General features: G+C 63.6%; 26 protein-coding genes. 7 read left to right on the top strand and 19 right to left on the bottom strand.

Features of this window, described 5'->3' with window-relative positions:
• Positions 1 to 61 precede the first annotated feature (61 nt).
• The 3 genes from AC5P67_RS16555 to AC5P67_RS16565 all read left to right on the top strand — a co-directional run bounded on the left by AC5P67_RS16555 (position 62) and on the right by AC5P67_RS16565 (position 3333).
• Complete coding sequence (locus AC5P67_RS16555; protein WP_005411770.1) at positions 62 to 1264, top strand: amino acid aminotransferase; 1203 nt, start codon at positions 62 to 64, stop codon at positions 1262 to 1264.
• A gap of 233 nt (positions 1265 to 1497) precedes the next feature.
• On the top strand, positions 1498 to 2514 hold the full coding sequence (locus tag AC5P67_RS16560) for a class 1 fructose-bisphosphatase (protein WP_012478654.1): 1017 nt from the start codon (positions 1498 to 1500) through the stop codon (positions 2512 to 2514).
• 108 nt (positions 2515 to 2622) lie between these two features.
• On the top strand, positions 2623 to 3333 hold the full coding sequence (locus AC5P67_RS16565) for a 2OG-Fe(II) oxygenase (protein WP_495214940.1): 711 nt from the start codon (positions 2623 to 2625) through the stop codon (positions 3331 to 3333).
• A gap of 62 nt (positions 3334 to 3395) precedes the next feature.
• Here the strand turns inward: AC5P67_RS16565 and AC5P67_RS16570 are convergent, their stop codons facing one another.
• The 4 genes from AC5P67_RS16570 to AC5P67_RS16585 all read right to left on the bottom strand — a co-directional run bounded on the left by AC5P67_RS16570 (position 3396) and on the right by AC5P67_RS16585 (position 5684).
• The gene (locus tag AC5P67_RS16570; protein WP_227832928.1) at positions 3396 to 3866 is read right to left on the bottom strand and encodes a hypothetical protein; all 471 of its coding nucleotides are present in this window, start codon (positions 3864 to 3866) and stop codon (positions 3396 to 3398) included.
• A 687-nt stretch (positions 3867 to 4553) separates the two neighbouring features.
• Positions 4554 to 4736, bottom strand: coding sequence for a hypothetical protein (locus AC5P67_RS16575; RefSeq protein ID WP_262095231.1), 183 nt, complete (start codon positions 4734 to 4736; stop codon positions 4554 to 4556).
• A gap of 9 nt (positions 4737 to 4745) precedes the next feature.
• Complete coding sequence (locus AC5P67_RS16580) at positions 4746 to 5069, bottom strand: hypothetical protein (protein ID WP_149908947.1); 324 nt, start codon at positions 5067 to 5069, stop codon at positions 4746 to 4748.
• Positions 5070 to 5087: 18 nt separating this feature from the next.
• Positions 5088 to 5684 carry a hypothetical protein gene (locus tag AC5P67_RS16585; protein WP_233489892.1) on the bottom strand — a complete coding sequence of 199 codons (597 nt, stop codon included), beginning with the start codon at positions 5682 to 5684 and terminating at the stop codon, positions 5088 to 5090.
• 315 nt (positions 5685 to 5999) lie between these two features.
• Here AC5P67_RS16585 and AC5P67_RS16590 point away from each other — a divergent pair, with 315 nt between their 5' ends.
• Positions 6000 to 6305 carry a hypothetical protein gene (locus tag AC5P67_RS16590; RefSeq protein WP_148505166.1) on the top strand — a complete coding sequence of 102 codons (306 nt, stop codon included), beginning with the start codon at positions 6000 to 6002 and terminating at the stop codon, positions 6303 to 6305.
• Between the two features lie 148 nt (positions 6306 to 6453).
• On the opposite strand, the gene AC5P67_RS16595 is transcribed toward AC5P67_RS16590, so the two are convergent.
• The 15 genes from AC5P67_RS16595 to dnaA all read right to left on the bottom strand — a co-directional run bounded on the left by AC5P67_RS16595 (position 6454) and on the right by dnaA (position 23327).
• Positions 6454 to 7545, bottom strand: a complete 1092-nt coding sequence (locus tag AC5P67_RS16595; protein WP_024958794.1) for a PA0069 family radical SAM protein — start codon at positions 7543 to 7545, stop codon at positions 6454 to 6456.
• Between the two features lie 101 nt (positions 7546 to 7646).
• On the bottom strand, positions 7647 to 8390 hold the full coding sequence (locus AC5P67_RS16600) for a pyridoxine 5'-phosphate synthase (RefSeq protein WP_043035282.1): 744 nt from the start codon (positions 8388 to 8390) through the stop codon (positions 7647 to 7649).
• Positions 8391 to 8399: 9 nt separating this feature from the next.
• Complete coding sequence (locus AC5P67_RS16605; protein ID WP_005411742.1) at positions 8400 to 8669, bottom strand: hypothetical protein; 270 nt, start codon at positions 8667 to 8669, stop codon at positions 8400 to 8402.
• A 40-nt stretch (positions 8670 to 8709) separates the two neighbouring features.
• Positions 8710 to 10170 (bottom strand): cardiolipin synthase, encoded by a 1461-nt coding sequence (gene cls / locus AC5P67_RS16610; RefSeq protein WP_279702746.1) that lies wholly within the window; start codon positions 10168 to 10170, stop codon positions 8710 to 8712.
• Positions 10171 to 10272: 102 nt separating this feature from the next.
• Positions 10273 to 10686: an ExbD/TolR family protein gene (locus AC5P67_RS16615; RefSeq protein ID WP_005411740.1), complete on the bottom strand. Its 414-nt coding sequence runs from the start codon at positions 10684 to 10686 to the stop codon at positions 10273 to 10275.
• Positions 10687 to 10689: 3 nt separating this feature from the next.
• Positions 10690 to 11115 (bottom strand): ExbD/TolR family protein, encoded by a 426-nt coding sequence (locus AC5P67_RS16620; protein ID WP_005411739.1) that lies wholly within the window; start codon positions 11113 to 11115, stop codon positions 10690 to 10692.
• A gap of 62 nt (positions 11116 to 11177) precedes the next feature.
• Complete coding sequence (gene exbB, locus AC5P67_RS16625) at positions 11178 to 11939, bottom strand: TonB-system energizer ExbB (protein ID WP_005411738.1); 762 nt, start codon at positions 11937 to 11939, stop codon at positions 11178 to 11180.
• A gap of 94 nt (positions 11940 to 12033) precedes the next feature.
• Positions 12034 to 12702, bottom strand: a complete 669-nt coding sequence (locus AC5P67_RS16630; protein ID WP_005411737.1) for an energy transducer TonB — start codon at positions 12700 to 12702, stop codon at positions 12034 to 12036.
• A gap of 143 nt (positions 12703 to 12845) precedes the next feature.
• Positions 12846 to 14033: a tetratricopeptide repeat protein gene (locus AC5P67_RS16635; protein ID WP_005411736.1), complete on the bottom strand. Its 1188-nt coding sequence runs from the start codon at positions 14031 to 14033 to the stop codon at positions 12846 to 12848.
• A gap of 132 nt (positions 14034 to 14165) precedes the next feature.
• A complete protein-coding gene (locus AC5P67_RS16640; RefSeq protein WP_005411735.1) occupies positions 14166 to 14972 on the bottom strand; it encodes a M48 family metallopeptidase in 807 nt (268 codons plus the stop codon).
• Positions 14973 to 15043: 71 nt separating this feature from the next.
• Positions 15044 to 15889: a CPBP family intramembrane glutamic endopeptidase gene (locus AC5P67_RS16645; RefSeq protein WP_005411734.1), complete on the bottom strand. Its 846-nt coding sequence runs from the start codon at positions 15887 to 15889 to the stop codon at positions 15044 to 15046.
• Between the two features lie 67 nt (positions 15890 to 15956).
• Positions 15957 to 18416: a DNA topoisomerase (ATP-hydrolyzing) subunit B gene (gene gyrB / locus AC5P67_RS16650; RefSeq protein ID WP_005411733.1), complete on the bottom strand. Its 2460-nt coding sequence runs from the start codon at positions 18414 to 18416 to the stop codon at positions 15957 to 15959.
• 112 nt (positions 18417 to 18528) lie between these two features.
• Positions 18529 to 19623: a DNA replication/repair protein RecF gene (recF, locus tag AC5P67_RS16655; RefSeq protein WP_024958547.1), complete on the bottom strand. Its 1095-nt coding sequence runs from the start codon at positions 19621 to 19623 to the stop codon at positions 18529 to 18531.
• Between the two features lie 996 nt (positions 19624 to 20619).
• Complete coding sequence (gene dnaN / locus AC5P67_RS16660) at positions 20620 to 21720, bottom strand: DNA polymerase III subunit beta (protein WP_005411731.1); 1101 nt, start codon at positions 21718 to 21720, stop codon at positions 20620 to 20622.
• Between the two features lie 275 nt (positions 21721 to 21995).
• Complete coding sequence (dnaA, locus tag AC5P67_RS16665; RefSeq protein WP_005411730.1) at positions 21996 to 23327, bottom strand: chromosomal replication initiator protein DnaA; 1332 nt, start codon at positions 23325 to 23327, stop codon at positions 21996 to 21998.
• Positions 23328 to 23582: 255 nt separating this feature from the next.
• On the opposite strand from dnaA, the gene rpmH reads away from it, so the two are divergent.
• The 3 genes from rpmH to yidC are packed head-to-tail and all read left to right on the top strand — an operon-like array spanning position 23583 to position 25938.
• Positions 23583 to 23723, top strand: a complete 141-nt coding sequence (gene rpmH / locus AC5P67_RS16670; RefSeq protein ID WP_005411729.1) for a 50S ribosomal protein L34 — start codon at positions 23583 to 23585, stop codon at positions 23721 to 23723.
• A 5-nt stretch (positions 23724 to 23728) separates the two neighbouring features.
• Positions 23729 to 24223, top strand: a complete 495-nt coding sequence (gene rnpA, locus AC5P67_RS16675) for a ribonuclease P protein component (protein WP_005411728.1) — start codon at positions 23729 to 23731, stop codon at positions 24221 to 24223.
• The gene (gene yidC / locus AC5P67_RS16680) at positions 24223 to 25938 is read left to right on the top strand and encodes a membrane protein insertase YidC (RefSeq protein WP_049420921.1); all 1716 of its coding nucleotides are present in this window, start codon (positions 24223 to 24225) and stop codon (positions 25936 to 25938) included. Before rnpA ends, yidC begins: the two co-directional genes overlap by 1 nt.
• Positions 25939 to 25981: the final 43 nt, after the last annotated feature.

Here is a 25981-nt window from a genome sequence, read left to right on the forward strand (position 1 = left end):
AAAAGCCGCGGACCGCGTAGCGCACTTCCTCCCCCTTTCCGTCTACCGAACGAGTACCGCCGTGTCCTTCTTTGCAAACGTGGAACTGGTCCCAGGCGACCCGATCCTGGGCCTGACCGAGGCGTACAACGCCGACAGCCGCCCGACCAAGGTCAACCTGGGTGTGGGCATCTACTACGACGAGAGCGGCCGCATTCCGCTGCTGCGCGCCGTCAAGCAGATCGAGCAGCAGCTCGCCGCCGAGGCCAAACCGCGCGGCTACCTGCCGATCGATGGCCTGCCGGCGTACACGCAGGCGACACGTGAGCTGGTGTTCGGCAAGGACTCGCCGCTGCTGGCCGCCGGCCGCGTCACCACCGCACAGACCGTCGGCGGCAGCGGTGCGCTGCGCGTCGGCGCCGACGTGCTGAAGAAGCTGCTGCCGCACGCCACCGTTGCGCTGAGCAACCCGAGCTGGGAAAACCACCGTGCGGTGTTCAGCGCCGCTGGTTTCGACGTGCTGGATTACACCTACTTCGACCCGAGCACCCATGGCGTCGATTTCGACGGCATGCTGGCCGACCTGGGCAAGCTGGACGCCGGCACCGTGGTGCTGCTGCACGCCTGCTGCCACAACCCCACCGGTGCCGACCTGACGGTCACCCAGTGGAAGCAGGTCGCGCAGCTGCTGAAGGACAAGCAGCTGTTCCCCTTCATCGACATGGCCTACCAGGGCTTCGACAAGGGCATCGAGCAGGACGGCGCCGCCGTGCGCATCATCGCCGAAGCCGGCATCGACAGCTTCATCGTCGCCAACTCGTACTCCAAGTCGTTCTCGCTGTACGGCGAGCGCGTGGGTGCGCTGTCGATGGTGGCACCGACCGCCGCTGACGCCAAGGCGGTGCAGTCGCAGGTCAAGCGCGTGATCCGCACCATCTACTCCAGCCCATCCACCCACGGTGCTGCGCTGGTGGCCGGCGTGCTGACCAACCCGGAACTGCGTGCGATGTGGGAGCAGGAGCTGACCGAGATGCGCGAGCGCATCCACGCCCTGCGCCAGGGCCTGGTCGAGAAGCTGGCTGCCGCTGGCGCGCCGCAGTTCGGTTTCATCAACGAACAGGCCGGCATGTTCTCCTACTCCGGCCTGAGCCGCGAGCAGGTCGAGCGTCTGCGCGACGAGTTCGGCATCTACGCCGTCGGCACCGGCCGCATCTGCGTGGCGGCGTTGAACCAGAACAACCTGGAATACGTCGCCAAGGCCGTGGCCACCGTCGCCAAGGGCTGAAACAACGCTCCAGTAGCTTGAAGACAAAGGCGCCGAAAGGCGCCTTTGTTTTTTTGCTTTTGCTCTTGCCTTTGCCATCCCCACCGCGCTCGCGGCGAACCCTGAAGCGCGTGGGAGGGGGAGGCGCCACGAGTGCAACGCATCTGGAAACGATTACGCCTTCCCGCGCTCACGCACGGCCCCGCCATACGGGCGACAATAGGCGTTTTCCCGCTGCCGAGACCTGCCCGCTCATGTCCCGTACTTCGTTGACCCGCTTCCTGATCCAGGAACAGCACGCCGGCCGCATCAACGCCGACCTGCGCCAGCTGATCGCGGTCGTCGCCCGCGCCTGCACCAGCATCTCCATCGCCGTCAGCAAGGGCGCCCTCGGTGGCGTGCTGGGCGATGCCGGTACCGGTAACGTGCAGGGCGAGGCGCAGAAGAAGCTGGACGTCATCAGCAACGAGATCCTGCTTGAAGCGAACGCCTGGGGTGGCCACCTCGCCGCGTGCGCCTCGGAGGAAATGGACCACAGCCAGCCGGTGCCGGACATCTACCCGCGCGGTGATTTCCTGCTGCTGTTCGATCCCCTCGACGGCAGCTCCAACATCGACGTCAACGTCTCCGTCGGCACCATCTTCTCGGTGCTGCGCTGCCCGACCAATGTCGAACTGCCGGGCGACGACGCCTTCCTGCAGCCGGGCAGCAAGCAGATCGCCGCCGGCTACTGCATCTACGGGCCCAGCACCCAGCTGGTGCTGACCGTCGGCCATGGCACCCACGCCTTCACCCTGGACCGTGAGAAGGGCGAGTTCGTGCTGACCACCGAGAACATGCAGATTCCGGCGGCTACCCAGGAGTTCGCGATCAACATGTCCAACCAGCGCCACTGGGAAGCACCGATGCAGGCCTATGTCGGCGATCTGCTGGCGGGCAAGGAAGGCACCCGCGGCAAGAACTTCAACATGCGCTGGATCGCCAGCATGGTCGCCGACGTGCACCGCATCCTGACCCGCGGCGGCATCTTCATCTACCCGTGGGACAAGAAGGATCCGTCCAAGGCCGGCAAGCTGCGCCTGATGTACGAGGCCAACCCGATGGGCCTGCTGGTCGAACAGGCCGGCGGCGCCGCCTGGACCGGCCGCGAGCGCATCCTCGACATCCAGCCCGACCAGCTGCACCAGCGCGTGCCGGTGTTCCTGGGTTCGCGCGAGGAAGTGGCCGAAGCCGTGCGCTACCACCACGCACACGACAACGCACAGGGCTGACGGCCTATCGCCTGACAGCGGTCATGGCAGAACGATGACATGACCGTGGGGTGACACCGAGGGCGGCAAACGGCACCATCAAGCCGTTGCCGCCTAAGGAATGCACGCATGCACGAGCAGGGCCCGGTCGATTTCATCGAGGTCATCCACAACGCGGTCCCCAGCGAGGTCTGCGCGGCGATCGTCGAGCGCATGCGTGCTGCACAGGGTCTGCGGCCAGGCGCGGTAGGCAGTGGTGTGTTCCCGGAACTCAAGCACAGCAAGGATCTGCGCATCAGCGGCCTTGATGGCTGGCAGGATGTGGACCATCAGCTGCAGCATGCGGTGTTCAATGGCCTGCTGACTTATCTACGCCGTTATCCACAGGCATTGATTGCACCACTGATGTTGCAGATCCAGGACAGCAATGGCCAACCGCGTCGCCTGTCTGCCGAGGACTTCCCTGACATGCCGCAGCAGCAGCTGGCCGACCTGGCCCGCACCTGCCTGCGCCCGGGCGCCATCAACCTGCAGTGGTATGCGGCGGGCGAGGGCGGTTACCCGTACTGGCACTGCGAGCTGTACCCCAAGGATGCGCAGGCCGAGACCCTGCACCGGCACGTGCTGTGGACGCTGTACCTCAACGAGGAATTCGAAGAGGGCGAGACCGAGTTCCTGTTCCAGGGACGGAAGATCGCACCACGCACCGGCAGCCTGCTGATTGCGCCGACGGCGTTTACCCATACCCATCGCGGTAACAGGCCGCAGGGGGGGGACAAGTTCATCGCGACGAGTTGGATCCTGTTCCAGAGCGCGCAGAAGTTATTTGGGGGACGGTGAGGTCATCGTACTCCTCCCGATTGGAGCCGATATCCAGGCAAGTTCGGTATGCCGTCGGTGGTTTACCGGGCCTCAGGAGAGCAGTAGTAGTCGCCGCCCCTGTCCGAGTCCCAGTAGGTTCCTCCATAGAGCTTCACCGTACTGCCTCTTGTCGTCAGCTCTACCGAGCGCGCCAGGCGATCCTCGCAGAAGACCATCAATCTGTAATGGCGCTGCCGTTTGTCTTTCTGCAGTCGCCACCGCTTCTCTGCGGCTTGTTTGATGAAGAAAGCGGCGATCTGCTCTGGATCAGATTCGAGTTCGGCGTCGAAGACGGCCCCCAGGAACGTGACCTTCGGTAAGAACTTAACGTTCGTGGGATGGCTCCCTGAAGGAAGTTCAAAGGTCTCGGTAGCAGCGCGCAGTTCTGATTCTGTTGGCTTTCCGGTCCAATCGCCACCTCCGATGGATCCAAACATTGAAAGATAGGTACCGCCTATCAGGGCCGCAATCACAGCGCATAGAAGCAAATGAGCCAATAATTTCTTCTTCACCAACCATTCCCCCAATCGCCATCCTTCTTAGACAGCTCACCCGGTGATGCACCGCCGCCAATTCCAATACCAATTTCAGTGGAAGTTCCACCGCCGGCGGAATAGTTGATACCTCCACCAACTCCAGCTCTACATTAGGGCTTCGGCTTCCTCCACGGTCTGATCAAGGTTTTGTACATGACCCAGGCAATCCAGCCGCAGACCAACCCAACCCCAGCGACAGTGATTTCCTCTTCCCCGAAAGGAGATCCACTTACCCCTTGATAGACGACGAAGACAGTTGCTCTCAACGACAACAGGGCAAATATGACTACAGCTGCCCAAAGTATGAACTTCATCATTCCCCCGTGTGCAATGCATGGACCCATGCTCGACAACTGGCCGTCTGGACTCTCTGTCCCGACATCTGCGGCATCATGATCTTCTTGCATGTACGGATTACCGGCATGAGGTTCCTCTTTCCGTTCTTGCCTCCGCGGTACTACCGCCGAGAATCGATGTCAGAAGAGGCAGCATTTTCCCTCAGAACGCGGTGCCAGTACGCGTAACTCCAAGCTTTCCATGCTAGCTGTTGCAGCTTCCAGAACCCGAAAGCCATCACCCTCAGATTGGCTGTTGCAAGCGGCCGTGGCAAATAGAGTCCAGCTTGCTCGACTTCGCTCCAGATAGAGTCGGGCGGGCTCGACGCTACCGCGGGCGACGGCGATAGAGAATCCCGCCTGCCACAGCGCCGAATACCGCCACACCGAAACCAACGTGCTCTTCTTCTCCAAGCGCGTCGCTGGAGATCAGCTTGCCGCCCGTCAGCAGCAGAACGTTCAACGGAAGCATCCACAGGAACGCGATGCCCAGCCAGGAGATGATCTTCATGTCATGTGCTCACGGGTCCGGATACATCGACTTGAACCAGTAGGCGGATCTGTTCCGCATCCATGAGCTGAATTCTCCCGTCTCCAGTTTCCGCAGCTGGCGCATGTCTATTCCATAGCGCTGGAACAGCGAAATCAACTCTCTCATACCTTCGTCATCCACAGCCGACGGATCAACACAGACGTTGATCGTCCTGAGGAACCTTTCGACAGACACCACGCCCGGAATCTGGTTCAACCTGGAGAAGAACGCATCCTCGTCCAGTCGTGAGTAGAACCTCAGGGAATAAATTTCTATTTTCAGCATTGCCAGTCGTCGCAGAAGTGATTGCATGCAGGCAGTTCCACCCGGCTATCGGGTGGGACCAAAGGATCCCCAGAGATCGTCGTTTCCTCCTTGCCAGGCACTGAGCTTCTCGACAGGGATTTCCTTCAGTTGACAGGTGAACTGGAGATAGAAGGAACGGTCTTCTTTTCGATAACTGTTCCACCCGACAGCCGTCACTTTGACTTCCATCCGACTATCGCGCTCATGCGGCTGATGTAGTTCTACGTCGACTGAATCGGACAGCCAGTTGTCTCCCTTGTGCACAAAGCCCGCGCCGCCACTGGTGAGGCGTGCATCCACTACCTCCGGCGTCCCTTCCGACGAGGGCGCGTATCGCTTCAAGCTGCCTGTGATCTTGATGTACTGCTGGGAGTCGATCACGCCTGGCGACTCCGAGAAGAGGCGCAGCAGAAGGAGGGTATCGGTGCCCTTGCGCACCCTCTGACCTGTATCTGCCACCCACAGACGCTGTTCGAACTCGTCCAGGCCAGCCGGCATGTCAGTGACGATCGCGGCCTGCGGAACGATGATGCATTCGTGAATGGAGCGAGCTTCCACCTGCACACTCGCAAGGTAGAGAAGGAGACCACTGGCGTGGAAGCAGTGAGTGCGTTTCATCATGTACAGCACGTTCGTGCGGATTCAGTTGCGCGAACGTCTGGAGGGGTGTGCCTGTTCGAAGGGGGATGCCTCCGGATCATGCACTCCCGTCCATGCATCAAGCTGCTCCAGAGACAATGGCTGGGCTCTCAGATGCTCTGACACCGTGGTCGGTGCCTCGCACTCTCCCGGCCATTGCAGTGGGCTTGCAGAGCGAAACGTTGCATCGACCTGGACCTCGATGCCGGAGTCTCCTGCGGAAACCACGGTAATCTGCCCTGCGACCGGCACTGCGCAGCAGCCCGTCTTTCCGGCAAACGCGCTGGACCCTCTGCTATGGAACATCCGTACTCGATCATTTGGGACAGAGAACCGGTCGCCTGCTTTCGCATCAGCGGGGAGCTGGATCGTGAGCTTGCTGAAGGTGGAACGGTCGGTCCTCCACGACGAGCGGAATCGTCTCAGCCCGATCACTCGGCTGTCCCCGGCAACGATCTGGTGACAAGCGAAGAGCCGCTGGCGCGGCTCGACCGTAAGGCAGGTGGGGTCGCGCATGGCAGCGTCTTCAACCACAAACGCGCGGGCAGCCTCTGCATCGGTACCACAGAAAAGCAGAAACGCACCACAGCTGAAGGCATGTGAGCGCTTCATGTGCGAACCGATTCGTCGTCAAGCGAACGGCATCGCACTGTCACGGATCCTGGGTCATCCATCTGCATCCCTCCCTGGCTTGCAGGCCATCCGGCCGAGCGCAGATTGTTGCCGGTAAGCCGGGCAGCGGTCCAGCGTTCTAGAACAGACTTCCCTGTGGCGAATCCTTCTTCGGCGGCAACGGCTTCTGGAACCGGCTGCAATCCAGCTTCGGCCAATGGCTGTTCTGCGCATTGAAGCCGAGACGCTTTCGCGCCAGCTTGAAGCGGTTGTTCAACAGATCGGCATACACGCCCTGGCCACGCATGCGGGTGCCGAACTGGCTGTCGTAATCCTTGCCGCCGCGCAGCTGCTGGATGGTGCTCATCACGTGCGCGGCGCGATCGGGATGATGGGTATCCAACCAATCGCGGAACAGCGGGGCCACTTCCAGCGGCAGGCGCAGCAGCACGTAGCCTGCGGTGCTGGCGCCAGCATCGTGCGCGGCCTCCAGCACGGCTTCCAGTTCGCTGTCGTTGATCCACGGGATCACCGGCGCCACCATCACACCCACCGGAATGCCCGCTTCATGCAGGCGCTTCATCGCACGCAGCCGTGCATGCGGCGCCGACGCGCGTGGCTCCAGCTTTGCGGAGAGATGCGGGTCCAGCGAGGTCACCGAGAAATGCACGCTGACCAGGTTCTCCGCCGCCAGCGGTGCGAGCAGATCGATGTCACGTTCGACCAGTGCGTTCTTGGTGATCAGCGAGAACGGATGCTTGGTTTCCAGCATCACTTCGATCAGCTGGCGGGTGAGCTTGAACTTGCGTTCGATCGGCTGGTACGCATCGGTGTTGATGCCCAGCGCGATCGGTTGCGGAACGTAGCCCGGCTTCGACAACTCCTTGCGCAGCAGCTGCGGCGCATTGGTCTTGGCGAACAGCTTGGTCTCGAAGTCCAGGCCTGGCGACAGGTTCAGATAGGCGTGCGAGGGGCGCGCGAAGCAGTAGGAGCAGCCATGCTCACAACCGCGGTACGGATTCACCGATTGGCTGAAGCCGACGTCCGGTGAGGTGTTGCGGCTGATGATGCTGCGTGCGGTCTCGGCACGTACTTCAGTGCGCAGACGTGGGGCGAGGAATTCCTCGCTCTCATCGACTGCCCAGCCGTCGTCCACCGCCTCGCTGACGGTGCTTTCAAAGCGCCCGGCAAGGTGGGACGTGGAACCTCGGCCCTTGATCGCGATACCCATTGCGGCAGGTTACGCCGCAGCCGTCTCAATGGCTGCGACGGCTGCCTGAAGGGTTCAGCGCGGTGCTGCGTCGAGCATGGCTCAACGCTACAGGGGAGCGGTCAGAGCAACGCCAGGTACCCGCGCACGGTGGCATCCAGCCCGTCGTACAGCGCCTCACCGATCAGCGCGTGACCGATCGACACCTCCAGCACGTCCGGCACGTGGGCCAGGAAATCGCGTAGGTTGTCCTGTGACAGGTCGTGCCCGGCATTGACGCCCAGGCCCACCGCCTGCGCCCGCCGCGCCGCAGTGGCGAACAGTTCCAGCATCGCCGCAGCGTCTGCGGCCGCGTGTGCTTCGGCGTAGGGGCCGGTATACAGCTCGACACGATCTGCACCGACGTCGGCCGCCTGCTCCAGCAGTGGGTTGCCAGCATCGACGAACAGGCTGACCCGGCAGCCCATCGCCTTCAGTTCGGCGATCAGTGGTCGCAGCCGCTCGGCATCCCGCTCGAAGTCGAAGCCATGGTCGGAGGTGATCTGTCCATCGCCATCCGGCACCAGCGTCGCCTGCGCCGGGCGGGTCTGCGCGCACAGCGGCAGCAGGCCTGGGTAGCCCTCGCGCGGCGGCGCGAATGGATTGCCTTCGATGTTGAATTCCACGCCACGCGCGCGGGTCAGCGTGGACAGCGCCAGCACGTCCTCGGCGGTGATATGGCGGCGGTCCGGCCGCGGGTGCACGGTGATGCCATGTGCACCGGCATCCAGGCAGGCCTGGGCGGCGCGCACCACGTCCGGTTCGGCGCCGCCGCGCGAATTGCGCAGGACGGCGATCTTGTTGACGTTGACGCTGAGCTGGGTCATGGAACGGAACTACTTGGAAAGAGGGGACGGATCGTGGTCGTTGGCGTCGACATTGCGGCGGGCCTGGGCCTGCTCGCGCAGGCGGCGCAGCTCCTCGGCATCGACAAGGGTGGCAGGGTCCCGCTGAAGGTCGCCGAAGCGGGCTACATAGCGACCGCGCACCCAGGCCAGCAGGAAGGCGAGGGCGGCCAGCAGGCACAGGGTCATCAATGCGGCGCTGGGGGTCTTCAAGGCGAAGGCGAAACAGCCCAGCGCCAGCAGCAGGTACAACCAGTACATAGTCGGGCTCCCCGGATGATCGCCGCAGTGTAGCGCTGCGTCAGAGCAGCGGCGAGGCCAGCCGGGCGAAAGCCTCGGGCAGGCGGTGCAGCCACAGCGAACGGCCGGCCTGGTCGTGCACGCGGGCGGCGCGGTCGAACTCTCCCTGCAGCAGCCCGGCCAGAGCGGCGACACGGTCACGGTCGCTGATCATCATCGACAGCTCGAAGTTCAGGCGGAAGCTGCGGTGGTCGAAGTTGGCGCTGCCGACGATGCAGACATCGTCGTCGGCGATGAAAGCCTTGGTATGCAGCATGCGCGGGCCGTACTCGTAGATCTTCACCCCGGCGTGCAGCAGTTCGTCGAAATAGGAGCGCGCGGCCTGGGTGACAAACCAGGAGTCGCTCATCTTCGGCACCAGCAGGCGCACGTCCAGTCCACCCAGTGCCGCCGAAGTCAGCGCCATCCGCGCCGCTTCGCCCGGCACGAAGTAGGGCGTTACCAGCCACACGCGCTCGTGTGCTTCCTGGATGGCCGCCACGTGCAGGCGGTGGATCGTTTCCCAGCCCGAGTCCGGGCCGGAGACCAGCACCTGGGCGTTGATCGCACCATCGCCGCGCAGCGGCATGTCGGCCGGCCACAGACGGGCAATGTCCATGCGCGAGGGATCCTGGCCACTGGCGTAGAGCCAGTCCTCGGCGAACACCAGCTGCAGGCTGCGCACGACGTGGCCGCGGATGCGCATGTGCAGGTCGCGGTAGGCGTTCGGCTTGCGGCTCTCGTCTTCATCGTCGGTGATATTGATGCCACCGGTGAAGGCCAGCCGGCCATCGACGATCACCAGCTTGCGGTGCGTACGCAGGTTCAACCACGGCCGCTTGAACGGCTTCAGCAACTGCCGGGGATGGAACCAGACCGCCTCGCCACCGGCATCGATCAGGGGCTGCAGGAAGCGGCGAGGCAGGGCGGAAGAACCCACTGCATCCAGCAGCAGGCGCACCTGCACGCCGGCATGGGCGCGCTCGACCAGGGCGTCGCGCAGGGCGGTGCCGGCATGGTCCGGATTGAAGATGTAGTACTCCAGGTGCACGTGATCGCGAGCCTGCGCCACCGCTTCCAACAGAGCGGCGTAGGTAGCGGCACCATCCACCAGCCAGGTCACTTCGGTCGCGCTGCTCGGCGCCAGGCCCGTGGTGGCCTGCGCGATCTTGGCCAGCTCGGTGCAGTCGGCATCCGGTGGGCAGACATCGCTGTAGTGCTCCATGCCCGAACGGGCGCGTCCGCGGCGCAGCCGTTGCCGCTTCACCTTCTGCGGGCCCAGCAGGTAGTAGATGAAGAGGCCCAAGTAGGGCAGCAGCGCCAGTGACAGGATCCAGCTCAGCGTGGCGACCGGCTCACGCTTCTGCAGCATGATCCAGCCCGCCAGCGCGAACAGATACAGCAGGTAGGCCACCGCCAGGATCGAGCCAAGGTGGGCGATGCCGTCGAGCCAATGACGCAGGGAGTCGAAGAGGGCGAGCATCCGCCGATCATAGCGGTCCAGGCCGGCAGGCATAAAAAAAAACGCCCCTGTCTCCAGGGGCGTCTGCAGTCGCGTCATGACTGTTGTGTTGCGGTGTAGCGATTACTGCTGCACAAAACCGATCTTCTTCATCTGAGCATTCTTCGCGGCGGCCAGAACCTTGGCCATCACGTCGTACTCGGAATCCGGGCTGGCGTCGATGCGCAGTTCCGGCTGGTTGGTCGGGTCACGCTGGACCTCCTGCTCCATCCGCTGCTGCAGCTCGCTGGTATTGATCGGGCTGTTGTTCCACGAGACCTGGTTGCTGGCGTCGATCTTCAGTTCGATCGGCGGCGGCGGCTCGACCAGCTGCGGCGGTGGGTTGAGCACGCGCTGCGGCAGGTCGACGGCGATCGGGTACGTCATGATCGGCGCGGTCACGATGAAGATGATCAGCAGAACCAGCATCACGTCCACGAGGGGCGTGACGTTGATGTCTGCCATGGGGCCCTTGCCACCACCACTACTGAATGCCATGGCTTATTGCCCCTTTTCTTTGGTCGCGACGAAGCCGACGTCCAGCATGCCCTGCTCCTGCGCGACCTTGGTCAGGTCGTTGATGACGCGCATCTTGGTGGTGCGGTCACCACGCAGGTTCAGCGGCGGCTGCGGGGTCTGCTGGGCGGCGGTCGCCAAGCGCGACTCGAGAGTCTGCTTGTTGATTTCTTCGTCGTTCCAGTAGATCGAGCCGTCTTCCTTGACTGCCAGGGTGATCGGTCCGGAACGCTTTTCAGCGTCTTCCGGCTTCTGGATCAGGTTGGCTTCCGGCAGATCCACCTTGACCTTGTGGGACATCAGGGGCGCCGTGATGATGAAGATGATCAGCAGCACCAGCATCACGTCCACAAGGGGCGTAACGTTGATGTCGGCCATGGGGCCGCCGCTGTTACCACTACTGAAAGCCATAACGGGCTCCGTCTAGATCTTGGTGACTACTTACGTTCGTCGCTGGGTGACGCGCGCCGCAATTAGCGGACGCGCGAGCCGGTGGCGAAGAAGTCGTGCAGGTCGTGCGCGAAGGTATCGAACTTGCTGATGGTCGCGCTGTTGATCTTGCTGAAGAAGTTGAAGGCGAACACGGCCGGGATCGCAACGAACAGACCGATCGCGGTCATGATCAGCGCTTCACCCACCGGGCCGGCAACGGCGTCGATCGAAGCGGAGCCGGTGGCACCGATCTTGATCAGGGCGCCGTAGATGCCCCACACGGTACCCAGCAGACCGACGAACGGAGCGGTCGCGCCGACGGTGGCCAGCAGGGTCATGCCCGACTGCAGCTTGTTGCTTTCGCGGGTGACGGCCTGACGCAGGGCGCGGTCGACGAACTCCGAACGGCTCAGGTTCTCACCCACGCCGCCGGTGGCGCCGCCTTCAGCGCGCTGGTGGTGCGCAGCAGCCTGGGCAGCGTCCAGGGCGATCTTCGAGAACGGCTCCGAAGCCGGCTGCTCTTCCATGGCACGGATGGCGTCCTGCGCGTTCGGGGTATCCCAGAACAGGCTGACGACGCGATCAGCAGCGCTCTTCAGACGGGTCGCACGGAAGATGTTGATGACGGTCCAGTACCAGGACATGGCCGACATGGCGATCAGGGTCAGCAGCACGACCCAGGAAACCGCGAAATCACCCGGCTTGGTGGTCATTTCGTGGATCAGGTGCTCGAAGCCCATCTGCGACAGGGCGTTGGACGGATTGCCCCCGGCAGCAGCGGCGATGAAAATTTCCTGCAGCATGACGCTTACCTTTGTTGTGTGTGGTGATAAAGGGTGTAGCTAAGCTAAACAATCGAACCGGGAGCGGGGGTGGCCATGCGGCCACCCGGGCGCATCAGTTCAGCGCAAAGTTGACCGGGACGCGAACGCGACCTGCCGCCTTCTTACCGCCAGATTCAGCGGCGTTGAAGCGCCACTTGCGAGCCGCTTCCATCGCGGCACGGTCCAGGTCGCGGTTACGGCTGGACTTTTCCACCGTGACATTGGTGACGTTGCCGTTGGCATCGACATCAATGATCAGGATCACTTCGCCCTGGATACCCGCGCGGAAGGCGGCCGGCGGGTAGCGCGGCGGATTCATGGCCTTCGACGAGATGTCCACGCTGGCCTCGATCGAGGTCGCAGGTGCCGGCGGCGCGGGGGGCGACGGCGGGGTGACGATATCGCTCGGGCGCGGCTCCGGCACATCCACGACCGGCGCCTGCGGCGGCGGCGGGACCGGCGACGGCTTCGGCGGCGACAGATTCTTCACCGGCGGCGGCGGAGTATCGGTCGGCGGCGGCGGCGGCGGCGGCGGGGGCGGCGGCGGCGGCGCATCGACGATGGTCACCATGACGTTGCGCTCCTTCTCAGCCACGGCCTTGGGAGCCACGGCGGGAATGAGGAGCATCATGAAGGCGGCCAGATGCAGGGCAATTACAAACGCGATGCCGACGATGCGAGGCCAGCTCAGCCCCTTGTCATCGGGTTGTTCGTACCGGTGAACGACTAGTTGTTCCGTCATGCGCCAAGAGCTCAATAGTGGGGCCGGGATGCCGGGGGCGGAATCCCTGATCAGCGGTGCATGACACCGCAGGAACCTCCAAGCTTATACCAATCCTGAGCGCCTGCGCATCAACTGGGCAGGCATTCAGGCGTTATTCCTACTTACTTCAGGTTGATGATTTTCTTGGCATCAGCCTGGTTCTTCACACCCTTCGCCAGCGCCTGCTGGGCGGCCTGCTTGGCCTCCGGGATGCGACCTTCGGCATGCAGGACGCGTGCCAGGTTCAGGTAGGTCTCACCGTCCTTGGACAGCGGGGCAGCCTTCTGCCACGCATCGATCGCCTGCGGCACCTGGTCGGAGTAGTAGTAGGACTGGGCCAGCGCCAGGTAAACCTGGTAGTCCGGCTTCAGGATGCCCTTCTGCAACCCTTCGTTGATGACCGCGATGACGTCCTTTTCCTTTTTGTCGGTGTTGGCATAGATGGAGTACAGCTGCTTGTACTCGCGCTCTTCGGTGAGCTGGCCGCTGCTGCGCAGCTTGTCCATCACCGCGGCCGCCTTGTCCATCTGGTCGGCCTGCATGTACATGCTGGCCAGGTTCAGCTGGGCCTTCTTGTCGTTCGGGTTCTTGGCGGCCAGCGCCTCGGCTTCCTTGACCGCTTCGCCGGACTGGCCGGCTTCGGACAGGGCCGCCATCAGCAGCTGGTTCCAGTTGTCCTTCGGTTCGGCGGAGCCGGCGATGGCCTGCTTCAGCACCGGAATCGCTTCCTGGTAGCGCTCCAGCTGGTACAGCGCCTGGCCCTTGGCGATCAGTTCTTCCGGCTTGGTCGACTTGCTCTCGGCGAAGTACTTGTCGAGGGTTGCCAGGCCTTCGGCTGTCTGGTCTTCCTGCAGCTGCAACTGGCCCAGCATCAGCATCGACTGGAAGTGGCCGTTGTTGTCCAGGCCGTTGAACTGCAGGACCTGCTTCAGGTAGGCGATGGCAGCCGGGGCGTCATCGGTCTGGTAGGCAGCCTGCGAGGCCAGCTGCGCGGCCAGCGACTTGTCGTACTCGTTCGCGGCGCTGTCAGCCAGGATGGCGTCGGCCTGGGTGCGGGTTTCCGGGAACTTTTCCTTGTTGTAGCTGTCGATCATTTTCTGCAGCTTGCTGCCCATCTTGGCCGAAGCCTTGACCGTCGGCTCCTGGCGGGTCGCGTTCGGGTACAGCGCCTCGGCCTTGGCCTGCTTGCCGCCACGGTTGCCGCGCTCGGAGGAACGCGAGGACTGCGCGAAGGCATCGGTGACCACGGCGCCGGTCAGGGCGGTCGCGACGAGGACGGAAAGCACAGCTTTGTGGTTACGGAAAATCATCGTTCACCTCGATCGAACCGCCGGTTAGCGGCAAAGTCGGACTGTCAGAAAAATCTGAGCCGCCAAACGTATCAGAAACAGATGGCGTGAGAAATCGTTTTATGTGCTGCAATACAGCATAGAACTGCGCACTCATCCGCACTTTGGCCGTAGCCCGGCCGCCTGCGCCTGCTGATAGACCGGCGTCAGGCCCGGGGCATCACGTCGCAGTTCCTGGATCCGGTTGGCCGGATCCGGGTGGGTGGACAGCCATTGCGGGCTGCGACCGCCGCTGGCGGCCATCATGTTCTGCCACAGGTCGACCGCCTGCGCCGGATTGAATCCGGCCTGGGCCATCAGTCGCTGGCCGATCACGTCAGCCTCGCTTTCCTGCGTCCGCGAGCCCGGCAGCAGGAAGGCAGTCTGCGCGCCCATGCCACCGAGCTGGTTGACGGTGCTGGCAGCACCTTCGCCGTAGGCTGCGCCAGCCAGCGCGCCGAGCACGGCCAGCCCGGTCTGCGCACCCATCTGGCGGGTGATGCGCTCTTCGTGGTGGCGGGCGATGACATGGCCGATTTCATGGCCGATCACGGCAGCCAGCTGATCCTGGTTCTTGGCCACGGTGAAGATGCCGGTGTTCACGCCGACCTTGCCGCCGGGCAGGGCGAAGGCGTTGGGCTCCTTGTCGACGAATACCGCCGTCTCCCACCGTACGCCACGGTATTGAGCTGGCAGCTGCGCGACCAGGGCGTTGACCACGCACTGCACGTAACCGTTCTGGCGGCCGTCGGTGCTGATCTTTTCCTTCTGCTTGGTTTCGGCGAACGCCTGTGCGCCGAGCTGGTCCAGCTGCGCCTGCGAGACGCCGCCCACCATCTGCCGGCGACCGGTAGGGGAGGTGGTGGTCGCGCAGGCGCTGACCAGGGTGGTGATGACAAGGGCCAGCAGCAGTTGTTTCATGGAAACTCCCCCGTGTTCATATGCGGAGTGTGTAGCGTAGCGGCTTAATCTTTCGTCAAGCGGACGCGGCGTTACGTTGACCCCAGGAACACCATCGCGGCAAGGGCGACCGCATTGTTCAGCGCGTGGGCGGTGATCGCCGCCCACAACGTGCCGGTGCGCCGGTAGAGCCAGCAGAACGCGGCTCCCATGCCACCATAGACCAGCCACAGCTGTGCGATTTCGGCCGGGCCATTGGCACTGGTGCCAGGGATCTCATGGATCAGGGCAAACGCGAGGCTGCTCAGTACCACGCCCAACCCTGGTCGCCCGGCCTGCCACAGGCGGCCAAACAGCACGCGGCGGAACAGCAGTTCCTCGTAGGCCGGCGCCAGGACCACCGCGAACAGCACCAGGAACAGCGGGAAACGTGCGATCGCGCTCTGCATCAGCGCCAGATTGGTGGGGACCGGCTCGACGCCGAACTGCTTGGCCAGGAAGGCGATGCCGTTGCTGCCGAGCACGATCAGGGTCGCCACCAGCAGGGTCCAGCCCCAGGTGGAGGGGCGGCGCAGCGCCTGGCGCGAGGCGTGGCGCTCGGCGGCGTTGGCCGGCCGTCGCCAGAAGTACAGCAGCAACGCGGCACCACCGGTGGCGAACAGTGCCATGAGAATCTGCGCAAGCGCGCCGGGCTGGCCCAGTGACGCCGCGACCGAACTGGCGTCGGGTGCGCCAGCGCCAGCCTGCGCGTTCGCGTAACCAACCACCACGCCACGGTACAGGCCCCACAGCAGGCCGCTGACCAGGCTCAGGCCGAACAGGGTGACAGCGGCGATGCCCAGGTCGATGAAGAACCCCGCCAACGGCGAAACGGCACGCGGCGCGGCAGAAGCCGGCGGAACCGGGGGCGGAGCGGAGACCGGGGCGGATGCTGACATCAGGTACCTGTGTTCAAGAGTCGAAGGCCGGCGCGCCTCCCCGCGCGCCGGCCGTGTCCCGATTGTGTCAGATATCCAGGTTTGCGACCTTCAGCGCGTTGTCTTCGATGAAATCGCGACGCGGTTCGACGACATCGCCCATCAGGGTGCTGAAGATCTGGTCGGCTGCGACAGCGTCCTCGATACGCACCTGCAGCAGTCGGCGGGTTTCCGGGTTCACCGTGGTGTCCCACAGCTGCTCCGGATTCATTTCACCCAGACCCTTGAATCGCTGGATCTGGCGGCCGCGCTTGGCCTCCTCGAGCAGCCAGTTCTGTGCCTTGGCAAAGCTGTCGACTTCGATCGACTTGGCACCGCGGGAAATGGTCGCGCCCTCGCGGACCAGACCGTGCAGCAGCTTCGATGCCTGGTGGATCGCGCGCAGTTCGCCGCTTTCGAAGGCCGACATCGGCAGCACCTGGATGTGCTGTTCGCCCATGTGGCGACGGGTCACCAGCACAGCGGCCGGGCGCTCGTCGTTGGCTTCCTGCAGTTCCAGCGTGAAACGCGGGCTGCCCAGGCTGCCCTGGTTGAGGCGCTTGGCCAGTGCATCCAAGCCCTCGCCTTCGCCGGCAGCGCGCAGGCTTTCCAGGTCCATCGGCACGAAATCGACCAGCGCTTCAAGCAGGTTGCGGTCGTAGCGATGTGCGTTGCGCTCGATCGAATCCAGCGCTGCTGCATAGGCCAGCAGCAGCTTCTCCAGCGCAAGGCCTTCGATGCCGGGCTCGCCGGTGGCGGGCACCAGCGCAGCGTTTTCCACCGCGCTGCTGGCCAGGTAGCTGTCCAGCGCCGGGTCGTCCTTCAGGTACAGCTCCTGCTTGCCCTGCTTGATCTTGTACAGCGGCGGCAGGCCGATGTAGACGTAACCGCGCTCGATCAGCTCCGGCATCTGACGGTAGAAGAACGTCAGCAGCAGGGTGCGGATGTGGGCGCCGTCGACGTCGGCGTCGGTCATGATGATGATCTTGTGGTAACGCAGCTTGTCCGGGTTGTACTCGTCTCGGCCGATGCCGGTGCCCAGCGCCGTGATCAGCGTGCCGACCTGGTCGGAGGACAGCATGCGGTCGAAGCGCGCGCGTTCCACGTTGAGGATCTTGCCGCGCAGCGGCAGCACCGCCTGGTTCTTGCGGTTGCGGCCCTGCTTGGCCGAGCCACCTGCCGAGTCACCCTCGACGATGAACAGTTCGGACAGCGCCGGATCCTTTTCCTGGCAGTCGGCCAGCTTGCCCGGCAGGCCGGCGATATCCAGCGCGCCCTTGCGGCGGGTCAGGTCGCGGGCCTTTCGCGCCGCTTCACGTGCGCGCGCGGCGTCGACGATCTTGCCGGCGATCGCCTTGGCTTCGTTCGGGTTCTCCTGCAGGAACTCTTCCAGGCGCGCACCGAAGGCGTTTTCCACCGCCGGACGCACGTCGGAGCTGACCAGCTTTTCCTTGGTCTGGCTGGAGAAGCTCGGGTCCGGAACCTTCACCGACAGCACCGCGATCATGCCTTCTCGCATGTCGTCGCCGGTCAGGTTGATCTTGGCCTGCTTGGCGATGCCGTTCTGCTCGATGTAGTTGTTGAGCACACGGGTCAGCGCACCGCGGAAACCGGCCAGGTGGGTACCGCCGTCCTTCTGCGGAATGTTGTTGGTGAAGCAGTACATCGTCTCCTGATAGGAGTCGGTCCACTGCAGCGCCACATCCACGACGATGCCGTTGTGCTCGCCGGTGACTGAAATGACGTTCGGGTGCAGCGGCGTCTTCAGCTGGGCCAGATGCTCCACGAAGCTGCGGATGCCACCCTCGTAGTGGAAGTCATCGCGACGGCCGTCGCCACGCTCGTCGGCAAGGACGATCTTGACGCCGGAGTTCAGGAACGACAGTTCGCGCAGGCGGCGGGCCAGGATGTCGTAGTGGAACTCCACGTTGTCGTGGAAGGCGACGGTGGACGGCCAGAAGCGCACGGTAGTGCCACGCTTGGTGGTGGTTTCCAGCTTGGCCAGCGCGGTCACTGCGGCGCCGTTGCTGAATTCCTGCTGGTAGTGGAAGCCGTTCTGGAACACGTCCACCAGCAGCTTCTGCGACAGCGCGTTGACCACACTGACGCCGACGCCATGCAGGCCGCCCGAAACCTTGTAGCTGTTGTCGTCGAACTTGCCGCCTGCGTGCAGGACGGTCATGACGACTTCGGCTGCAGACACTTCGCGACCGAGCTTGGCACTCATCTGCTCGTGCTTGCCAGTCGGGATACCACGGCCGTTGTCGGACACCGAGACCGAACCGTCGGCGTGGATCGTCACCGCAACGTGGTCGGCGTGGCCGGCCAGCGCTTCGTCGATCGAGTTGTCGACGACCTCGAACACCATGTGGTGCAGACCGGTGCCGTCATGCACGTCACCGATGTACATGCCGGGACGCTTGCGGACAGCCTCCAGGCCTTCCAGGGCGGTAATGCTGTTGGCGTCGTAATTGCCGTTGTTTGCCGGGGTGTTCTGTTCGTCGCTCATTGCGCTTGCCGTAGGCTCCGCAGGTCGGCCACCGCTTGGAGCGATGTGCCGAGAATGAAAGGATTCCAACCCGAATTATACCAGCCGGGGTCGAGCGGCCCTGGTGTGCCCACTATGGCACAGCCACGATCTGTGCATGTTCCACGTGGAACCGGGCGATGTGGGTCAGGTCCAGCAGCGCCGCCGGGGTTTCGGTAGCGGTGATGAAGATCTGTGCCGGCCCATTGAGCAGGCGCTCCAGCACCCGCGCCTGATGGGTGCGATCCAGCTCCGAGGCCAGATCGTCCAGCGCGATCACCGGCCATTCGCCGCGCTGTTCCGCATAGTCCTCGGCCTGCGCCATCAGGCAGGCCAATGCCGTCAGCTTGGCCTGGCCACGGGACAACGCATCACGCCCCGGAATGCTGTGGAAATCCACACTCCAGTCTGCCCGGTGTGGGCCGACCGAGGTATAGCCGGCCTGCCGGTCACGTTCCCGGGCCAGAAGCAGGGCATCGGCCAAGGGAAGCTCATGCCGCCGCCAACCGGGACTCAGTTCCAGCCCCTGGATGCCGAGTTGCGGAGCCAGGCTGGCGGCCAAGGCCACCGTGCGCTGCTGCAGACGCTCCAGGTAGTGCTGACGGCGGCTGGTCAGCGGTTCCCCGGCCTCGGCCAGCTCGTGATCCCAGGTATCGAGCATCCGCGACGGCCCGCCCTGCTTGAGCAGAGCATTGCGCTGCTTCAGCGCCCGGGAATAGCGGCGCCACAGGGAGAGAAAATCCGGTTCCACGTGGAACAAGCCCCAATCGAGGAAGCGACGGCGAGGTTCGCCACCCCCACTGACCAGTGCATGGCTCCCCGGCTCGAACGTCACCACGGCCAGCGCTGCGCAGAGATTGCCCAGCTGCGCGACGTCTTCACCGTCCAATCGTCCCTTCCAGTCCTGGCCACTGTGGCGCAGCCCGGCCTTTCGGCGGTGGGGCGGGTGATCGGCACGCTGTTCGTCCCATTCCACGAAGATCTCCAACGCTTCCTGGCCCTGGCGCACCAATCCGTCGCGGACCCGGCCACGGAAGCTTCGTCCGTAGGCCATCAGGTGCAACGCTTCGAGCACGCTGGTCTTTCCGGCACCGTTGTCGCCAGTCAGCAGGTTCAATCCCGGCTGGGGCGACAGGTCCACCGCACTGAAGCGACGCAGTTGGTGGAGGGCGAGGCGGCGGATAAGCATGGGGCGCGAAAGACCATCCGCACGAGGCGGTAGTGGGGCAGGGAATCCATCAGCTTACTGCATCGGTCAAGCCAGCCGTGGCGCGCCAGACATCGCCACTGTGCTGAAGCCTCCGCCTGGCAACCCTACGCGTGTTCCACGTGGTGGCGCTCCCTCACCTGGGCTCGCCTGGGTCTGGATATGCCCGGGAATCCTTGAATTCTGAGCGGCGGCGCAGGGTACGGGCCTTCAGATTTCAGCGATTTCAGCCTCATTCCGCGAGCATCGCCAGGTGCCCCCGACGGTGGGTTGCGCGAACACCGCGCGGATTTCTTGAAATCTACGATGCGATGCCGTGGAGGGTTCCACAGATTTCAAAGAATTCAGCCCATTCGTTTCACGCTGTCCACAGCGGGTCTGTATGACTTATACACAAGGTATGGGCAAACTGTGGATAAAAAAGCCCTTTTGCCCGACCTGCGAAACTATCCACAGGTTCCCCCCCAGCCTGAGGGGCCTCTATACAGGGGGTTTCAGCCGCACAAATCTCTTTAAAATCAATTGGATAGTGCATTTTCCCACGAAATCTGGGCCTACCATCACCACCATGCTTTAGATTTATACCCAGATTTAGAAGCTAGGCCAGCTCTGATCCGGCCCCAACCAGGCCTGTGGACAGTGACGTCTGCAGATGAAGCAACCACTGCGATAGCGGATGCGATCCGCTTCATCCATCCGACCAGATCGAGTCACCTGCAATCAGGCTGAGGACCCGGAACTGCGTACTCGATCGAAGTTGGCTGGGCAGCGCCCAAGTCAGCAATCTGGATTCCTGCCGCGCAGGGCCGATTGCATCGGAGGCGCAACCAGGAACAATCGGCAAGCAACAATCTCGAGCAAGACATTCGCCCAGACCTGGAGATTCCGCGATCCCCGATGCTCCACGTGGAACCTGCAAAAAAAAAACGCCCGGGGAGATCCCGGGCGTCCTTCGGTTCCACGTGGAACAGGCTGCTGTCAGAGACGCAGCGGCATCACCACGTGACGCGACTTCTCGCTGCTGGATTCACGAACCAGCGCAGAAGAGTTGGAATCGCGCAGCTGGATGATGACCTCCTCATCGCGCAGCGCGGAGAGGGCATCCAGCAGGTAGTTCACGTTGAAGCCAATGGCCAGATCACTGACCGTGGTGTCGGCTTCGATCTCTTCCTGGGCTTCTTCCTGTTCCGGATTGTGCGCGCTGATCTTCAGGTTGCCCGGCGAGACTTCCACGCGGATGCCGCGGTACTTCTCGTTGGACAAGATCGCGGCGCGCTGCAGCGAGGCACGCAGTGCTTCACGATCAACCTTCACTTCGCGGTCGGCACCGATCGGAATCACCGCTTCGTAATCCGGGAAACGACCGTCGATCAGCTTCGAGGTGAAGGTGACATCGTCGCGCTTGACGCGCACGTGGCTGCGGCCGACTTCCAGTTCGATCTCGCGATCGCCGCTCTCCAGCAGGCGCTGCAGTTCGGTCACGCCCTTGCGCGGCACGATGATCTGGCGCTTGGAACCGCTGGGCTTGGCCAGATCGGTTTCACACAGCGCCAGGCGATGGCCGTCGGTGGCGACCGTGCGCAGCGCATCGCCGCGCAGGTCGAACAGCAGGCCGTTGAGGTAGTAGCGCACGTCCTGCTGGGCCATCGCGAACGCAGTGCGCTCGATCAGTTCCTTCAGGGTTGCTTCGCCGATGGCCACGCGCTCGGTGGCTTCCACTTCGTCCACCGACGGGAAGTCGTTGGAGGGCAGGGTGGCCAGGGTGAAGCGGCTGCGGCCGGCCTGCACGGTGATCTTGTCACCGGTCTGCGAGACGGTAATCCGGCTGCCGTCGGGCAGGGCGCGGATGATCTCGAACAGCTTGCGGGCGGGAATGGTGGTTTCGCCGTCCTGGGCATCTTCAACCGCGATCCGCGACACCATCTCCACTTCCAGGTCGGTACCGGTCAGCGACAGCTGGCCGTTCTGCACCTGGACCAGGAAATTGGCCAGAACCGGAAGGGTCTGGCGGCGTTCGACCACGTTGACGACCTGTGCCAACGGCTTGAGAAAGGCTTCGCGCTGCAGTGTGAAACGCATGTGGTTCCGTGCCCCTATGCTTTAAAAAATGTGGAATAAATCAAAAGCTTGGTGGTGCTGGTAGAGACAGAATCGCTGGAAAACAACGCTAAGTCTTTGTAAATAAAAGGATTTCAGGCATCGAAACCCTCTGTATTACCGACCCCCAGGGGGTGGGGAAAGCTGTGGATAAAACCGACGCGATTTCAAACGCCATTTTTATCCACAACGTGTCCCGCGCTTGCTACCGGATTCTGCACCGTTTTGTGCGATGACGCCTCATCGGCATCCGTGCATCATTCGCTCAGCTTCCGGATCAGCTTGTCCCAGTCCTCGCGGAGCTTGCCGTCGGTTTCCATCAGGGTCCGGATCTGGCGGCAGGCATGCAGCACCGTGGTGTGATCGCGACCGGCAAAGGCATCGCCGATCTCGGGCAGGCTGTGCTCGGTCAGTTCCTTGGTCAGGGCCATGGCGACCTGGCGCGGGCGTGCCAGCGAGCGGGTCCGACGCTTCGACAGCAGATCCTTGATCTGCAGGCCGTAGTAGTCGGCAACGGTTTTCTGGATGTTGGGAATGCTGATCGCCTGCTGCTGGGCGCGCAGCAGGTCGCGCAGGGTTTCCTGGGCGAATTCGGTGGTGATCGCGCGGCCGGTGAAATTGGCGCGGGCGGTCAGGGTATTGAGCGCGCCTTCGAGGTCGCGCACGTTGGAGCGCATCTTCTTGGCGATCAGGAACGCAACATCATCGGGAATCTCGGCACCGCGTTCGCGTGCCTTGGCCAGCACGATCGCGGCGCGGGTCTCGAAGTCCGGCGGTTCGATCGCGACCGACAGGCCCCAAGCAAGCCGCGACTTCAGGCGCGCTTCCAGGCCCTCGACTTCGCGCGGATAGCGGTCGCAGGTCAGGATGATCTGCTGCTTGCCATCGAACAACGCGTTGAAGGTGTGGAAGAACTCTTCCTGGGTGCGGTCCTTACCGGCGAAGAACTGGATGTCATCGATCAGCAGCGCGTCCACCTGCTGGAACTGGCGCTTGAACTGATCCATGGTCTTTTCCTGCAGGGCCCGGATCATCGCGCTGAAGAACTGTTCCGAACGCAGGTACAGCACCTTCGCGCCCGGATTGGCCTGGCGCATGGCGTTGCCGGCGGCGAACATCAGGTGGGTCTTGCCCAGGCCGGTGCCCCCGTACAGCAGCAGCGGGTTGTGCGCGCGGTCGCCCGGCTTCTGCGCCGCCTGGAAGGCGGCGGCCAGGCCCAGCTGGTTGCTGCGGCCTTCGACGAAGTTGGCGAACGTGTAGTGGTTGTCCAGGTTGCCGGCGAACGGCACCTGCGGTTCGCTGGACACATGCGCCGACGGCGTGGAAACCGGCGCGTTCTGCGCCTCCACAGGGCGCGGGCGCGAGCCGATTTCAAGAAAAACGTCGCTGAAACCGGCGAAGTGCGCCAGCAGTTCGCGGATCCGGGCCAGGTACAGCTCGCGGACCTGGTCGACGATGAAGGCATTCGGTGCATACAGCACCAGGCTGTCCACGCGCAGATCGGCCTGCAGTGGCTTCAGCCAGGTATGAACGTCTTCCGGCGGGAACTCCGCTTCGAGGCGCTCGAGACTACGGGACCAAGCATCCATCAGCAATAATCGTCCGGTGGCCGGGGCATGGACGCGACAAGGCGCCCAAACACAGGCCTGAAAGGGGGGAAATGGATGGCTCAGACTACCACCGAGCGCCCGCCTTCGGAATGCTTGTCCCCTACTTATTCACAAAAACATCCACAGCTATTGCACAGCCCGGTGAATTCGCGTAGCTGCCAGGGGTTGACTTGGGGCAGGGTACCTCTCTAGAATTTCCGGTTCTTTCCGTCCCATTCATACGAGAGGCCCCCAATGGCCACGAAGCGCACCTACCAGCCCAGCAACCTCAAGCGTAAGCGCGACCACGGCTTCCGTGCCCGTATGAAGACCGCTGACGGCCGCAAGATCCTGTCGCGTCGCCGCGCCAAGGGCCGCAAAGTCCTGAGCGCCTGATTGCCATGCCGCACCCCGCGGCAGACGCAATCCCTTCGACAGTGAATACTGCAGACCCGCGCAAGCGATTCCCTCGCTCTGCGCGGGTTCGCACGCGTGCCGAATACTCAACGGTCTTCAACGGCGCCCGCCGTGTGTCCGATCCGCTGATGACCCTGCACTGGCTGCCGGCTGACCGGCCGGCCAGGCTGGGTCTGGCGGTTTCCCGCAAGGTTGATCCGAACGCCGTCGGGCGTAACCGGATCAAGCGCGTCCTGCGCGACATCCTGCGTCAGACACGTACCGACATCCAGCCAGGCGACTTTGTCGTCGTGGCTCGTAGTGCTGCGCGTTCCGCCAGCAACGACGAGATCCGCCAGGCCTTCCTGCGCCTGCTGCGTCGCCTGCGTGCATTGCCCACGCCGGGCGTGGACGGCACAATGCCGCCGCCTGATGGCATCGCAACTCCTTCTTTGACCGAGCCGGCATCGCGTCCCGGCCCCGCCGAGCCTGTCCGCTGATGAACCAGACCCGCGTATTCCTCATTTTTGCCTGGCTGATGGTGGCCGTGCTGCTGTGGATGGAGTGGAGCCGTGAAAAGGCTGCTCCGACCCCGGCACCAACCACCACGTCGGCCCCGGCCGCCGCACAGAGTGTTCCGGGCGCGAACCCCGGCGCCATCCCCAGCGCCCAGGTGCCGGGCGCCCCCGGCCAGGCCGCCGCACAGGCCCAGGCCAGCGCTACCCCGGCCAGCCAGCGCGTGACCGTCACCACCGACGTGCTGCGCCTGGTGCTCGACGGCGGCCGCGTGCTCGACGCCGAGCTGCTGCAGTTCCCGCAGACCAAGGACGAAGGCAGCCCGCCGGTCCGCCTGCTGACCGAAGACCCCGCGCACCCGTACAGCGCGATCAGTGGCTGGGCCAGCGAAGACAAGAACACCCCGGTCCCCGGCGCCGACGGCTTCAAGCTGGTGGGTGACACCAAGGACTTCGTGCTGGCCAAGGGCCAGAACGAGCTGCAGATCCCGTTCGTGTGGACTGCCGACAGCGGCGTGACCATCAAGCGCACCCTGACCGTCTCGCGCAACGAGTACGCCGTGCGCTTCAAGGACGAAGTCAGCAACGCTGGCGCCGCGCCGTGGAACGGCTATGTCTACCGCACCCTGGACCGCACCCCGACCATCCTGTCGCGGAGCATGACCAACCCGGATTCCTTCAGCTTCAACGGTGCCACCTGGTACGACAACGACAAGAAGTACCAGCGTCGTGCGTTCAAGGACTACCTGGAAGACGGCACGCTGAACCAGAACATCACCGGCGGCTGGCTGGCGATGCTGCAGCACCACTTCTTCACCGCCTGGATCCCGCAGAAGGACCAGACCGCACACTACGTGCTGTCGCAGGTGGCCGGTCGTGACCTGATCGAAGCGCGTGGCCCGGCCTTCACCGTGGCCCCGGGCCAGTCCACCAGCACCGAAGCCCGCCTGTGGGTCGGCCCGAAGCTGGTCAACCTGATCGCCAAGGAAGACGTGCCGGGCCTGGACCGCGTGGTCGACTACAGCCGCTTCTCGATGATGGCGGTGATCGGCCAGGGCCTGTTCTGGGTGCTGAACCAGGTGCACAAGCTGGTCGGCAACTGGGGCTGGGCGATCGTCGGCCTGGTGGTGCTGCTGAAGCTGGTGCTGTACCCGCTGTCGGCAACCCAGTACAAGAGCGGCGCCAAGATGCGTCGTTTCCAGCCGCGCATCGCGCAGCTGAAGGAACGCTATGGCGATGACCGCCAGAAGTTCCAGACCGCGATGATGGAGCTGTACAAGAAGGAAAAGATCAATCCGATGGGGGGCTGCCTGCCGATCCTCATCCAGATGCCGATCTTCTTCGCCCTGTACTGGGTGCTGGTCGAATCGGTCGAACTGCGCCAGGCGCCCTGGTTCGGCTGGATCCAGGACCTGACCGCACGCGACCCGTACTTCATCCTGCCGGTCATCAACGTGGCAGTGATGTGGTTCACCCAGAAGCTGACCCCGGCACCGGGCATGGACCCGATGCAGCAGAAGATGATGCAGTTCATGCCGCTGGTGTTCGGCGTCATGATGGCCTTCATGCCGTCCGGCCTGGTCCTGTACTGGGTGGTCAACGGCGGCCTGGGCTTGCTGCAGCAGTGGTGGATGACCAAGCGCCATGGCGGCGAGCCGGTCCCGGCCACCACCGCGCCGGCCCCGGTCAAAAAGAAGTAATCCCGACCTGTAGAGTCGACTGTTGGTCGACTGGCAGTAGAGC

This window comes from Stenotrophomonas sp. YJH_SMC_21, from assembly GCF_059369555.1.

What these genes read in the sequence shown, in the direction of transcription:
- AC5P67_RS16560 (WP_012478654.1), top strand. Translation starts at nt 1,498, where the DNA reads ATGTCCCGTACTTCGTTGACCCGCTTCCTGATCCAGGAACAGCACGCC.
- AC5P67_RS16565 (WP_495214940.1), top strand. Translation starts at nt 2,623, where the DNA reads ATGCACGAGCAGGGCCCGGTCGATTTCATCGAGGTCATCCACAACGCG.
- AC5P67_RS16575 (WP_262095231.1), bottom strand. Translation starts at nt 4,736, where the DNA reads ATGAAGATCATCTCCTGGCTGGGCATCGCGTTCCTGTGGATGCTTCCG.
- AC5P67_RS16580 (WP_149908947.1), bottom strand. Translation starts at nt 5,069, where the DNA reads ATGCAATCACTTCTGCGACGACTGGCAATGCTGAAAATAGAAATTTAT.
- AC5P67_RS16585 (WP_233489892.1), bottom strand. Translation starts at nt 5,684, where the DNA reads ATGATGAAACGCACTCACTGCTTCCACGCCAGTGGTCTCCTTCTCTAC.
- AC5P67_RS16590 (WP_148505166.1), top strand. Translation starts at nt 6,000, where the DNA reads ATGGAACATCCGTACTCGATCATTTGGGACAGAGAACCGGTCGCCTGC.
- AC5P67_RS16595 (WP_024958794.1), bottom strand. Translation starts at nt 7,545, where the DNA reads ATGGGTATCGCGATCAAGGGCCGAGGTTCCACGTCCCACCTTGCCGGG.
- AC5P67_RS16600 (WP_043035282.1), bottom strand. Translation starts at nt 8,390, where the DNA reads ATGACCCAGCTCAGCGTCAACGTCAACAAGATCGCCGTCCTGCGCAAT.
- AC5P67_RS16605 (WP_005411742.1), bottom strand. Translation starts at nt 8,669, where the DNA reads ATGTACTGGTTGTACCTGCTGCTGGCGCTGGGCTGTTTCGCCTTCGCC.
- cls (WP_279702746.1), bottom strand. Translation starts at nt 10,170, where the DNA reads ATGCTCGCCCTCTTCGACTCCCTGCGTCATTGGCTCGACGGCATCGCC.
- AC5P67_RS16615 (WP_005411740.1), bottom strand. Translation starts at nt 10,686, where the DNA reads ATGGCATTCAGTAGTGGTGGTGGCAAGGGCCCCATGGCAGACATCAAC.
- AC5P67_RS16620 (WP_005411739.1), bottom strand. Translation starts at nt 11,115, where the DNA reads ATGGCTTTCAGTAGTGGTAACAGCGGCGGCCCCATGGCCGACATCAAC.
- exbB (WP_005411738.1), bottom strand. Translation starts at nt 11,939, where the DNA reads ATGCTGCAGGAAATTTTCATCGCCGCTGCTGCCGGGGGCAATCCGTCC.
- AC5P67_RS16630 (WP_005411737.1), bottom strand. Translation starts at nt 12,702, where the DNA reads ATGACGGAACAACTAGTCGTTCACCGGTACGAACAACCCGATGACAAG.
- AC5P67_RS16635 (WP_005411736.1), bottom strand. Translation starts at nt 14,033, where the DNA reads ATGATTTTCCGTAACCACAAAGCTGTGCTTTCCGTCCTCGTCGCGACC.
- AC5P67_RS16640 (WP_005411735.1), bottom strand. Translation starts at nt 14,972, where the DNA reads ATGAAACAACTGCTGCTGGCCCTTGTCATCACCACCCTGGTCAGCGCC.
- AC5P67_RS16645 (WP_005411734.1), bottom strand. Translation starts at nt 15,889, where the DNA reads ATGTCAGCATCCGCCCCGGTCTCCGCTCCGCCCCCGGTTCCGCCGGCT.
- gyrB (WP_005411733.1), bottom strand. Translation starts at nt 18,416, where the DNA reads ATGAGCGACGAACAGAACACCCCGGCAAACAACGGCAATTACGACGCC.
- recF (WP_024958547.1), bottom strand. Translation starts at nt 19,623, where the DNA reads ATGCTTATCCGCCGCCTCGCCCTCCACCAACTGCGTCGCTTCAGTGCG.
- dnaN (WP_005411731.1), bottom strand. Translation starts at nt 21,720, where the DNA reads ATGCGTTTCACACTGCAGCGCGAAGCCTTTCTCAAGCCGTTGGCACAG.
- dnaA (WP_005411730.1), bottom strand. Translation starts at nt 23,327, where the DNA reads ATGGATGCTTGGTCCCGTAGTCTCGAGCGCCTCGAAGCGGAGTTCCCG.
- rpmH (WP_005411729.1), top strand. Translation starts at nt 23,583, where the DNA reads ATGGCCACGAAGCGCACCTACCAGCCCAGCAACCTCAAGCGTAAGCGC.
- rnpA (WP_005411728.1), top strand. Translation starts at nt 23,729, where the DNA reads ATGCCGCACCCCGCGGCAGACGCAATCCCTTCGACAGTGAATACTGCA.
- yidC (WP_049420921.1), top strand. Translation starts at nt 24,223, where the DNA reads ATGAACCAGACCCGCGTATTCCTCATTTTTGCCTGGCTGATGGTGGCC.